Source organism: Sulfitobacter sediminilitoris, assembly GCF_010667575.1.
Taxonomy (GTDB): domain Bacteria; phylum Pseudomonadota; class Alphaproteobacteria; order Rhodobacterales; family Rhodobacteraceae; genus Sulfitobacter; species Sulfitobacter sediminilitoris.
The window spans coordinates 1-12,808 of sequence record NZ_JAABNT010000020.1; the positions used below are offsets into that span (position 1 = coordinate 1).

Sequence of the window (12,808 nt, forward strand, 5' to 3'; positions counted from 1 at the left end):
CCTGAATCAATCAGCTCTGACTGCTCTTTCAATTGAGACAGAAGATGAAATTGATTGTGCTGAGTGCCCATATCGAGGCCAAAACTTTTCAACGATCAGATCCTAGCATGGCGCCGTTCTCCAAACAGGTTATCAGGTGAAACCCGAACCTGCCATAGACTGAACCCGAATGATCCACGGCGAGGAAACATCACCGCTCGTTTCTGCTGAAATGTGCTTGCAGCCTACCCGCAGGACAGAACAGAAGTCGACAAAGTGGGGAATCAGCTGTTCTGACGCAGCAATCGGTTGAAGCTCATCGAGATAACGGCCCATTGAAAATGCGCCACTGCCTCCGGATCGACTGACCGTAAGGCAGGCTGGATGGCCTCCAAGGGGCATTGGCGCGAAAAGCTGGGATTTGATCGCACCGTGTAGTTCAATTGACGGTTTCCATGTTAGCTCGCTGGCACTGCGCGCAAGCCCTTTGCGGACTATGGGCCCATTCGCTGCGAACAAATAAGGAATAGCAAGCCTGGCTCTTTGGTCAGGGTTTCGTACCCAAAAGCCGCGCAATCACGCCGACGAGAAATGCAGTGGTCAGGCCAAACATCAATATGCCGCAAACCGATGCCATGGCGCCCAGGATGCGAAACGTTTCGGTCAACGTAATGTCGCCGTAGCCGAGCGTCGTATAGGTGACGAGTGAAAAGTAGATCGGAGCCTCGTAACCCTGCAGCGCGCCACTTGCCCAGAAAGTGAAGGCCCACACGTAGATTTGCACCGTGTGGGAGAAGAGCAGGAATAGAAAAAGCGCAGAAATTGTCTTGAAGCCGGACCAGTACGTAAGGCCGTGGCGCAGTGGTTGCTTGGCGCGCAACCATGCCACCGTAACCATCGCTACTGAGATATGAATAGTCGCGCAAATGATAAGGAGAGCGCTGCCCAAGGCGATTTGCACCGCGACCGGCATCCCTGTCACACCGTCCGCGCCGCGCTGCTGAAAAACAGTCGATATAGTGGCGGGACAAGCAAAAGTGTCAAAGGTGAAGCCAGAACCAGACCGCCAATCATCAGGGCCGCCATTGGCTCGAACAAAGCGCCCCCGAACAGTGCCATGGGGATCAGGCCGAGAACCGTCGTCAAAGATGTCAGCAACACAGGGTTCAGCCGTTTTTTGGACGCCGTGACAATCGCATCGTCGAGCGGCAGTGTGTGGCGTTCGATATCAATCTGGTCGATCAGGACGATGGCGTTATTGATGATGATCCCCATCAACGAGATCATTCCCAATATCGCAAAAAACGAGAGCGGTTGACCGGTGACCAATAGGGCGAGAGGGGCGCCGATAACGATCATCGGTATTGTCAGGAAGGTGATCGCCACCCGGCGAGCCGAGTTGAACTGGAACATGAGCGCAGCGATCATGACGACCAACGCATAGGGCATGCCGCCCACGAGATTAGCATTAGCTTCTGCCGCGTCCGCGCTCTCGCCACCAACCCGGACCTGATAGCGTGGCCCGAGATCCAACCCTTCCAATGCCGGTGCGATCAGTGCCTCAACCTCAGCCGCCGCCAGTGCGTTGCTTTTGCCCGAGATGGTGATCTGGCGTACCTGGTTTTCCCGGCGCAACTGCGAGAATTCGAGCCGCGGCTGGAAGCGTGCAACCTGATCGAGGGAGACAAGCCCGCTTTCGGTTGGAATGCTCAGGTTCGCGAGGTCTTCGAGGCTGTCCCGGAAGGCCTCCTCAGCCCGCAAGACGATTGGAATCTGATCGACCTCGTCTCGAAAGACCGAGAACTGCGCCCCCGAGAAATAGGTTTGCATGACGTTCGAGATATCACGCGAGGTCACACCCAGTTCGCGGGCCTTTTCCTGCAGAATGTCGACAGCCACCGTCAGGCTCTTGTTTCCCCAATCGTTGCTGTTGAGCACGAGACCCGGAACCGCGTCGAAGGCCGCTTCGACGCGATTTGCGGCGAAAAGCAAGGTATCGGCGTCTGGCCCGGTGATTTCGACCTCAACAATGCCAGACTCGCTGCCGCCCATAGAAAGGCGGGTTACGCGGGCCCGGACCGCCGGGAAATTGGATGCAATGTGTTTGCGGGCGCGGTCCGCCGCTGCCACGGCACCTTCGAAGCTGTGGGTGTTGACCACAAAGAACGCGCTTGCGGGGTCTGTATCTGCGGGCGAGAGCGCCAGATAAAAGCGTGGTCCCCCGTGGCCGACGAAGAGCGTTGTGTTAGCGACCTCTGGGTTGGCCTCTTCATCCCGCAACCAACGGTCAATCGCCAAGGCTTCTTCCCGTGTTGCGGTAACGGAGCTGCCCTTGGGCAGGTCGATATAGATCAGGTACTCTGCGCGCTCCGACAGTGGGAACATCTCGGATTTGAGCGCCCCGAAGCTGTTGATCCCGACAGCAACCAACCCGTAACAGACAAGTGCGACGGGAATGCCCCAAGGGAGCAAACGGCGCACCAGCGCTCCATAGGTCCGGACGGCAGCGCTCTCTTCCTCGGTTGTCGCAGCCGTCGGGCGCAACAAGGCTGCAGCAAGGAACGGCAGAATGTAATGGGCCGTGAGCCATGAGCCAGCGAGCATGAGCGCCACGACGGCACCGAGCGAAAACGCGAACTCCCCGCTTGTCCCCTCAAGGATAAGCATCGGCAGAAACGCCGAAACAGTTGTGATCGACGCAACGGCCAAAGGCACGAAGAATTGCCCGCCCGCCGCGGTTGCAGCTTCTGCTGGCGATGCTCCATCCTTGATCCGCCTGTCGATATCTTCGACGACGACAAGTCCGTTATCGACCAGAAGCCCGAGCGAGATGATCACGGCCGCGATAGAGATCTGCTCAAGATCGATGCCCCATTGCGACATGCCCAGCAGCGCAAAGGTGACCGTAAACGGCACGATACAGGCGATGACCAGAGCGGCGCGGAATCCCAGAAATACCAGCATCACCAGGAAGACGACAGCGAAGGTCTGGCCGACATTTGAAAGCGCCCCGTTGATCGACGCTGTCACGTTCGTTTCCTGAAAGGTCGAGATATTGTAAGCAATTCCGATGGGCTGCGTGTTCTCCAGTTTGGATATCTCGTGGCGCAAGACCCGGCCGAGTTTCTGGATATCGCGCTCGTCCGACATCTCGACACTTACTAAGGCGGCGGGTTCACCGTTGAAATACAAAGGGCGCTGTAGCGGCTCGACATATCCGCGCCGCACTTCCATGAGGTCGTTGAGGCGGACGATCTCTCCGGTTGGCAATTGCGTCAGGACAGCTGCAATGTCCTGTATCGACGCAAGGTTCCCGTTCGCCTCCAGATAAATATTGGTCCCGTCCGCGTCGATTTGCCCGGCGGGCAGAATGACGTTCTGAGCATCGAGGTCATTGAGGAGCTGCGGCAATTGAACGCCGATCGCTGCAAGCCTGCGGCTATCGATCTCAAGCCAGATACGTTCTTCCTGAATGCCCGACAAGGTCACCTTGGTAATGCCGGGCACACGGTAAAGACCGGTCTGTAACGCTTCGGCCGCGTCTTCGATTTCTGCGTAGGTAAACCCATCTCCAGTCACGGCGACGGTCGCAATCGCTACATCGCCATAGTTCGTATTCACAAATGGTCCGACTGTGCCCTCCGGCAATTCGCCGGCAGTGTCCTCCATCTTGTTGCGAATGTCGGTAAAAATCCTGTTCAGCTGATCCGGGGGCACGCTGTCTCCAACGACAATGTTGAGTTGCGCGCGCCCGGTGGTGATCAGCGTCGAGATATCTTCGACCTCGCCGATCTCGCGGGCCGCGCGTTCCAGCGGCACCGCGATCAGATTTTCCACGCGTACCGGCGCCATACCCGGAAACTGTGCCGAGACGATCACCGTGCGGATGGTAATGGCGGGATTTTCGCGCTTGGGCAGAGCCAGATAGCTGAGCGCGCCAATCAGCAGCAAACCCACCATGACCAGCAATGTGAATCTGGACTTCTCGATGCCGAAGCGGGCCAACCAATCCATCCGGTCAGTCCCTACCGTCGAGGAGCCTGACCTCCTGACCTTCCTTGAGGAAGGACACGCCCGCAGAAGCGACAAGATCGCCGATCTCAAGACCTTCGGTCACGACAAGCATGTTCTCGCGGATGCCGCCCAATTTCACTTCACGCCGTTCGACAGTGGAGCTTTCGGCATCGTAGACGAATACCCCGGCCGTGGCCCGCTCCTGCCCATCTCCGGGGCTGCCGCCGAGCCCATCCTTGATTAGGGCGGATAGGGGAAGGGTGTATCCTTCTCGCGTTGGCAGCGGATAGTCGATGGCCGCCTCCACGGCCATGCCTGCTTTCAGCACCGGGTGGGTCTCTCTCAGCTCCAACACGATCGGAAAACTCGACACGGCATCGGCCCGCGCGCCGATTTCGCTGACGACAGCGCTCAGCGTGATGTCCGGACGATCGGCCAGCCTGACCTGCGCCGGCGTTCCGATCACCAGTTGACTAACTGCGTCGAAGCTGACCGAAAACGAAACCTCAAACCCTTTTGCCGAATACATCGATGCAATGGGAGTTCCTGGGCTGACCGTGGCGAAAGAGGTGGCCTCGACCGAATTGACCACACCGTCGAAAGGTGCGCGCAGTTCGGCCTTTTCAAGGTTTTCCAGAGCGGAATCCAGCGATGCCTCAGCCTGCTCCAGTGCCGCCGCAGCGGCCTGCGCTTGCGTGCGGGCGTTATCCACAGCGACCCGTGTTGTGCTGCCTCGCGAGAGGAGTTCTTCTTGCCGGACCAGAGTTGCCTCTGCATTACGTGCGTTTGCCTGTGCTTGCGCAACTGCCGCTTCGGCGCCTTCCACCTGGAAGGCCAGAGTGGCCGTATCCAGAAGAGCGATCCTATCTCCGGCATCCAAGCGCTGCCCCACATCCAATTCTACCACGTCGAGGGTCCCGCCAACCTCGAACGAGATGACCGTGAGATCGGAGGGCTCCAAAACACCTGGGAAACGGCGGGTCTGTGTCCGTTCGCGTTCCTCGATTTCGTGAACTTTCAACCCACGGATCACTGGCTCGGATGCGTTTTCTTCTTCGCGGCACGCCCCGACCATCAGCACCAACGAAATCACAGCGGCCGACTGAATAAAGCGCATTTCCCGCTCCTTCCTATTCCATGCAAGAGTGTCTGACAAATAGCTAGCTGTCCACTAGAGGATGCCATTTGTGCAGCTATGAGGCCTAAGGTCAGTCCCTGTGGCGTGCGGGCTGGTAGATCTCTCGAGGAAGAAAAGCGCCATTTGTGTTCGCTCCCGCCATGTAAGCAGCGCTGAGTGACAGCTGTCCGGCTTCAAACGGTCATCTGACAAAATGACTCAGATGTCTCAGGAGAGCCGATTGTGTTGAAAAACTCCGATTTTGACGAAAACCGCTAAAAAAGTGGCCCATAGAAAGCCAGTCGAAAAATTCGGCGAGGGGGTCTGCCAAAACGCTGACTTGGCAATGTGAGAGAGCCTCAAGGCTTACGCTGGCCGTTTGGTACGGACTTGGATGATTCAATAGATTCTAGCGGAAAATTCTGATGGTCGAATTTTCGAGTTTTTCAACACAATCAGCCCAAACCGGAAGCCTTCAGCTCCGACACTCGCACGTGCAGCATCTCCGAACTTGCACAGCATCAGACGTTCATGTTTCAACGCCGTACAACTATCGGGCTTTTAAAAGCCAAAGCGAACTTCATAAAGCCTATGTTCGCGTTGCAGGAGTCACTTTGGCGATAACAGCACGTGGACTATAACGCATTTTCACAGGCTCAGGTCAGAGCGGCAAGCCCGCCTTCACTAGCGCATTCACCCAGTGTTTACGTGCCTCTTCATTTTTGCCGAAGGGAATTTGCCGACCCGAGGCCGAGGCCGTATGTCCCGGCAAAAGGCGTAGAATATCCTCTTCGACAATCCGCTTTGCCTCCGCGAATTGACCATTCTTGACGTGGGCGACAGCCAACTGGCGATAGCCTGTCGGCATACCTGGAAAATCGCGTATCATTTCGCGGGCATTTCGTTCCAACTCCTCGGTTTGACCGAGCATCAGAAAGTACATTCCGCGCGCCGATCGCACCATAGAGCGAAAAGGATCCTGTGGGCTGAGCTGTAAGGAGTCCTCGCCGAACCTGTGGGCCTCCTCGTATTGCCCTTGCTGAAAATACCCCAACGCCATTGCCGCGTGGGACACGGCAAGATGAGGATTCAATTGGACCGCCCGCTGGGCCAAGGATATAGCATCGTCGGCCTCGCTCAGGAGAAGCTGCGCAAAACTTGCCGCAGTCAGTGCATATGCGTCTCCTTCATCGGCGGCCACCGCAGCGCGCGCAGTCTCCTGCGCACGAAGGCTTGTTACATCCAGCGCGGCACCCCACCCATAGATGCGCTGGATCGTGTAGGACCACGACAGATCACTCTGCCCGATGCCGCTTTCCGAGTTTAGCTCGATCGCCTGTCGGAAGAGTTCCTGTGCGCTGGCAACATCTTTTTCGTTCACGTGCCACATCAGGTTTCTGCCCTTGAGGATCAGATCCCAGGCACTGCCATCAGTGGCGATAGCCACGCGTCGCGCCTCCGCCCCCAAAACGCGCGGCAGGACCTCAGCCAGAATGGATCGCGTGATACGGTCTTCCATCTCGAAGGGGTCTGCAGCCTCCCCATCGAAATGGCCCGACCAAATACTGTCGGAGGTGTTCACATCCAGCAAATCGATATTTACCCTTACCCGCCCTCCGGCGAGACGTAGTTTACCTTCAACAGCGTAGGATACACCTTGGTCTCGGCGCAGCGTTTCAAGCGTGGTTTCTTCCCCTTCATAGATGCGGCTGATGTTCCGCGGAATAGTCAGAAACCAGGAAAAGCGGGAAAGCGCCGTAATGATCGTGTCCCAAAGTCCCATGGCGAGGGCGGGAGCATCACCTGTTTTTTCAGCTGTGGAAAAGGGCAGGACGATCAGAGCGGATTTTCGGGAACCGCGGGTATCTTGCTTTGCATCGCTGTGGCTCAACAGGCGGCCGTTCCAGACAAACACTCTCTCGAGCTCGGCGATATTCTTCAACCGCTGCTCGCCCGCGTCTTGAAATGGTTCTGGCACTGCGGTGCTAACCATGTTGTAGGTTGGTCCGGAAACGGCCACGCCGCCCGGCTCAACAACTTCCTGCAGGCGCGAGGCGATGTTCACACCATTGCCGAAAATATCCTCTGCCTCGTGCACGATATCGCCTACGTGAATACCAATGCGCAGCTTGATACGCGGATCATCCCGCAGCTCACGCTGCACCGCAAAGGCACATTGAACCGCATCTAGAGCGCTTTTGAAATCAACAAGCCAACCATCCCCCATACGCTTGATTACGTCTCCTTCGAACCTCTTCACGGTGGGTTCGAACAGATCGGTACGCAACCGTCGAAGGTCCTCCAGTGTGCGGCTCTCGTTTTCGCTCATAAGTCGCGAGTAGCCAGCAACATCAGCGGAAAGAACTGCGGAGAGTTTGCGATGGATGTTCGTCTTCATGAGGTGAGACTAGTGGTAGCTCTGTTAAAGCACCACGCTGAATTGTGTTACCTTTAGAGGCTAGAATTTCGCAATGCCGACTGCCACCGGTTCAGAGTAGCGCCAGATCAAGACCGTAGAAGCTCTTGACACCCAACAATCGAACAAAAATGTGGAAGACCCCAACGTTTGACTTCGAAGGTGGCGCATCACTTACTGTGAGTATGGCCCAAGGACTGGTTTGTCGGCCAAGCCGACCTTAGTGCTGAACGCAGCTGACGGCTGAAACGAGCCCATTTTACCTAATGCTGCACGCGGCCTGAATGACGCTAAAACGCGGCAAAGTAGTCTTTGAATGAGGGCTATCGGTCTAGTTGGTCCTTTCCAAGCTTGGTTTGCTTGGGCGCGACGGGCGAAGATCGCCTCCGTTGACTGCGGGCTTCGAGCGCACCTCCGCTAGCCGGGCCGCGCAGCGGCTGGATCAGCATTTGGTCGAGCCATAGGTCGCGGCGTGTACGAAACTGTTCGATGCCGATTTCCATACCGCTGTGCCCCTTCGCGGGTTGAGCAACGTAGGTTCCGAGAAGCCGGTCCCACCAAGGTAGATTAAAGCCAAAGTTCGAGTTGGTCTCGCGCGGATCGACAGAATGGTGGACACGGTGCATATCCGGGGTGACGACGATCCATCTGAGGATTCGGTCTACCGGACGCGGCAAATCAATGTTTGCGTGGTTGAAGAGCGCGGTAGCGTTCAGGAGCACCTCGAACAGGAGTACGGCGACGGCGGGCGGCCCCAAGGCTGCTACGACCGCCAGCTTGATCCCCATCGAGATGAGTATTTCTACCGGGTGGAAACGCAAGCCTGTGGTCGCATCAAAATCGAGGTCGGCGTGATGCATCCGGTGCAGACGCCAAAGCCCCGGTACTGCGTGGAACATCACATGCTGAAGGTAGATTGCGAGATCAAGAAGCAACATGGAGACTACGATGGCAACCCAAACTGGCGCATCGATATTGTTGAAAAGCCCCCATCCGCGATCCTCGGCTGTGGCTGCGAGACCCACCGCGAGGATCGGGAAGGTCAGCCGCAGTATCGCGGTGTCGAGTACCACGAGCGCGAGGTTATTTGTCCATCGGATAACGCGCGGAATATCCCGTCGTCGCCGGGGTGCAGCCACTTCCCAAATTACCATGGCCGTCAAAACGGCTAGGAAGGCAATAAGTCGGACAGTCGGTTCAGCAGCCAGTATTGTGTCGGACATTGACGCGCACTTTTCGGTTTTGCGTCGCGATAGAATTCAAACTGTTCTAGGCGATGGCTGTTCCAATGTAACCCAGACATTCAAGCGATACCATCTGATGGCGGCTCGTCCGCTCTCCGGACCTTAGTTCCGGGCGGAGCTAACGGCTGGAACGAGCCCAGAGCAGTCATTCATCCGCCCTGTGTGCACAGGCAAACGCGAACGGCCGCATTAAGCATAGTGCGACCGTTCAATCAGACATTAAATGCCGCGCTAGGCCGCTTTTATCAGGTCCGCTGCCTTTTCGCCTATCATGATCGAGGCAGCATTTGTGTTGCCGCTGATGATGTCCGGCATAACGCTGGCATCTGCAACTCTGAGCTTGCCGACACCGTTAACCTTCAAGTCCGCGCTGACCACATCGCCGATCCGGCACGTGGAGCAAAGATGGTAAACGGTGGTCGAGTAATGCAATGCCATGTTTTCCAACAAGGCGTCGCTTGGTGTCTGGCCGGTAACGTAGCCGTGTTTGCGTGCGAGTTCCGGCGGTACATTCAACGCGCCGGGTTTTGTCTCTCCAGGCCAGTTTTCGACGATCTCCAGTGCTTTTCGCATGATGGCGACCATGACTTTCAGATCATGCGGGTCAGCGTAATAGTTCATGCTGATAACAGGCGCTGCCGTTGGATCATTTGACGCCAAGGTGATTTCGCCCGTGCTGTGTGGCAGGACCGGATTGGCGAGCAGGATCATATTCTCCTGATCTGGCGCCAGTGTCGCATCAGCATCTTCGAAAAAAGTCGAAAGATCAATACGCAGACGATCCCCAAGCAAGCCCGCGTCATAGCCGCATGGAACATACCCAATTTGAGCGTCATGGCTGTGCGTGTCGTCCAGACCCGTCGAAAAAAAGCAGACCGCATCATAAAGAGAGGACGAAACCAGACTTTCCCCTGTTTCAAACCACTGCCCCAATCGGCGCTCCGCCTCGGCCTTGAGGCCAGCGAGTTCAGGCGGCAAGTCTTTATCCTCTGCGGGATCCGCCGGAAGCGGCCCGGCGGGCGCACGAAGCGCATCGGGCCCTGCCGACACGCCAACCTCGGCAACGGGTACACCAATTCCGGGCGCCGAGAAGAACAAAGCGCAATGCAAATGATCTTTCAGGTTTTTACCCACGGCGGGCAGCTCATGACGACATGTGATATCGACCGCTTCCAATTCGCGCCGGGGTCCAATCCCGGATAGCATCAGAATTTGTGGTGACCCGACAGCGCCTGCGCTCAGGACCACCTCGCGCTCTGCAAAAACCGCGTGGGTGGCGCCGTTCTCATCACGGTATTCAATGCCTGTGGCATGGAGCGTGTCCGCTTCACCACCCAAGAGAACACGCGCCACATGCGCCCCTGTGATGATCGTCAGGTTATCACGGTCTTCGACGCTGCCCTGCAGGAACGCGCGATACGTACTTGAACGCATTCCATTGCGCGTGGTGGTCTGAAACAAGGATGTGACCCCTTCAGGACCACCGCGCGAACTACCATTGTAATCGCCACGGTGCATACCGGTGGCTTCCGCGGCAGAGACAAAGTCCCGCGATGCCGGAATGACGGGCGATCGAACGGACACTCCAAGCGGTCCTCCGGACCCATGCGCCTCTCCATCGACAACGATTTCATTGCTGGGTGCCAGGTCTTCGCTTTTTTTGAAATACGGCAGAACCTCTTGAAAACTCCAGCCATCCGCGCCCATTGACGCCCATTTGTCAAAGTCGCCGGGGTGCCCGCGCACATATGCCATGTAGTTTATGCCCGATGACCCACCTAGCATTTTGCCACGCGGCACAGGCATCAGATTGTCGCGCAGCCCCAGACCCGCCTTGCCCGGATCGGCCGTAAACATCCAGTCTGTCGTTGGATCGAGTTGGAGACTGGCCACTGCTGCAGGCATCATTTCGTGATCCGGCGGATGACCACCAGCTTCTACCAAGGCGACACTGACGGACGCATCTTCGCTCAACCTGGCGGCGATGACCGCACCCGCAGAGCCACCGCCCACGACGATGTAGTCGTAAGTATCTGTCATTTTTTGGTGTCCTCCCTTGCCGCACGCCTATTGAGGGCCGCCGACGCAAACCATGATGCAGTATTTTCTGTGAAAGGCAAAACAAAAACCCAAAAGATATGCCCGTCGATGAGGACAAAGCGGAAATTGGGTTTGAATTGGCAAAGCGCCGCTTTGTCCGCATGTGAGACATCGAACGCAACCGCAGCGAATGGCCTGTGTTGGTAAGAGCGGTCGGTGCAAAAGCTGGCGTTGCCGCGGCGCTGGCTTGCCATAAGTGACCGCTGACGGTGGCCAATCGGTCATCCGACAGAAAGACTCAGATGACCGAGACGAGCCCAATGCAGACTCTTTCTCGAATTCCGCGCGGCTGTGATATCGTCTTCTCATGGAACGTCGGATAACCGGCGCAGCGTACGACCGGTTTGGATTTCGGCCAATTTGTACGAGTTCAATGGCCGCTTTCGGGAAACGGTGCTGCGCCGCCGCGTCTGGTTGAGAAATTTGATTGTCGCGCGTAGGGAAGTTTCGCTGCACCAGCATCAGGCGGGAAAGTCCGCATGGCTGCCCCTTGGGGTTCTATCTGAACAACAGCGCGCGCGCCCGAGGCAGACTGGGAATCTTATGTCGGACGGGGAACACTAGCAGTACAACCTGCACCAAATTATTTGGGGTCGAAATGGTCAATACACAAAAGATATCGTCCACGATAAACTGGCTGATCTCTGGGGCACAGCCCGCAAAACGTATCGAAGAGATCGTCGAAGAATGTGCTCGACGGCTAATTTCAGCGGGTGTTCCGCTTGACGCTTTTCTGGTCGATGGGATTTTTCTCAATGCACATGTCAGAGGAATCCGAACAATTTGGTCCAAGGGTGGTGGTGTGCGCGTCCAAACCATGAGTCGGGATTTTATGGATGAAGGCGGCTTTGTGGAGACTACTCAATACGCGTGCATAACCACTCAGCGGTTAATTCGTTTTCGTTTTGATGACGATGATCCTGAGGTGGCCTCAGAGCAACGCAATGGATTAATGGCCCAAAAATTCACGGATTTTGTTTATCTTCCTTTGTTCAACTTCGATGGAACAGTTTCAGGGTGCATAGAGGCTGGGACGAAAGCTTCTGGTGGATTTACCAGTGACCAAATAACCGCTTTGCGGCGGATGCAAGCGCCTGTTGCCCGTATGAAGGAGTATTTTACTGAGCGCCGCGACAAGCAAATTACTCTTGCAACATACATTGGTGAAAAAGCGAGTAGGAAGGTATTGAGTGGTAGCATCGGCTTGGGTGACGGCGAAAAAATCTCGGCTGTTGTATTTTTTGCCGACATCGCTGGCTTTACCAAGATTTCAAATGAGCTCGCTTTTGAAGACGTATTAAAAGTGTTGAGTAGGTTTTTTGCGGCAATTACGTCAGCGGTAGGAGGCAACAATGGAGAAATTTTAAAGTTCATTGGCGATGGCGTTCTGGCCATCTTTCAAACTCCGGACGACCTCACGGCGCAAGAGGAAGCGGCTGGAGCCGCTTTAGAAGCTCTTGAAGCCGTAAGTACGGCATTGACGGCGGATGAACAGAATCCAAAGATTAGGTTTCGCGCATCCTTACACCTTGGAGATTTGTTTTTTGGCAATGTTGGCAGTGGAGATCGCTTGGACTTCACCGCGATTGGTCCAACAGTAAATCTTGCCTCCCGGATGCTAGAAGAAGCAGCGAAGCGGAATGCCTCAGTGGTGTGCTCGCGAGCGTTCAAAGATGTTATTCCTGACACGACAGGGAAAATGGTAGAGTGCGAATTCAAAGGTTTTTCGGGCGAGAGAGAGATGTTTATTCTAGGATAGGCATCATGCAATAAAGGGGAACAGAGCCGACACCTGCAGCGAATGTTTTAAAAGTCAGCAACTCGGTTATTCGCACAACACGCAGTGAACGCCAGCTTTTAGCACGCGCTTTCTAACCTTCTACCTAAACACGTGGTTTAACAGTGTGTTGCGAAAAACTCGAATGCGCTTTAGCACCC

7 protein-coding genes are annotated in these 12,808 nt (G+C 55.9%); 1 reads left to right on the forward strand and 6 read right to left on the reverse strand.

Going from position 1 to position 12,808, the window contains the following annotated elements; all coding sequences use genetic code 11:
* Positions 1-526 precede the first annotated feature (526 nt).
* The 6 genes from GV827_RS20210 to GV827_RS20235 form a co-directional block, all read right to left on the reverse strand.
* A complete protein-coding gene (locus GV827_RS20210) occupies positions 527-952 on the reverse strand; it encodes an ion channel (RefSeq protein WP_164355625.1) in 426 nt (141 codons plus the stop codon).
* A gap of 5 nt (positions 953-957) precedes the next feature.
* Positions 958-3,993 (reverse strand): efflux RND transporter permease subunit, encoded by a 3,036-nt coding sequence (locus tag GV827_RS20215; protein ID WP_164355626.1) that lies wholly within the window; start codon positions 3,991-3,993, stop codon positions 958-960.
* Between the two features lie 4 nt (positions 3,994-3,997).
* Positions 3,998-5,110, reverse strand: a complete 1,113-nt coding sequence (locus tag GV827_RS20220; RefSeq protein WP_164355627.1) for an efflux RND transporter periplasmic adaptor subunit — start codon at positions 5,108-5,110, stop codon at positions 3,998-4,000.
* Positions 5,111-5,771: 661 nt separating this feature from the next.
* A complete protein-coding gene (locus GV827_RS20225; RefSeq protein ID WP_164355628.1) occupies positions 5,772-7,508 on the reverse strand; it encodes an adenylate/guanylate cyclase domain-containing protein in 1,737 nt (578 codons plus the stop codon).
* Between the two features lie 341 nt (positions 7,509-7,849).
* Entirely contained in the window at positions 7,850-8,749 is a 900-nt protein-coding gene (locus GV827_RS20230) for a sterol desaturase family protein (RefSeq protein ID WP_164355629.1), read from the reverse strand.
* A gap of 252 nt (positions 8,750-9,001) precedes the next feature.
* Positions 9,002-10,810: a GMC family oxidoreductase gene (locus GV827_RS20235; protein WP_164355630.1), complete on the reverse strand. Its 1,809-nt coding sequence runs from the start codon at positions 10,808-10,810 to the stop codon at positions 9,002-9,004.
* Between the two features lie 658 nt (positions 10,811-11,468).
* Here GV827_RS20235 and GV827_RS20240 point away from each other — a divergent pair.
* Positions 11,469-12,629, forward strand: a complete 1,161-nt coding sequence (locus tag GV827_RS20240; protein ID WP_164355631.1) for an adenylate/guanylate cyclase domain-containing protein — start codon at positions 11,469-11,471, stop codon at positions 12,627-12,629.
* Positions 12,630-12,808: the final 179 nt, after the last annotated feature.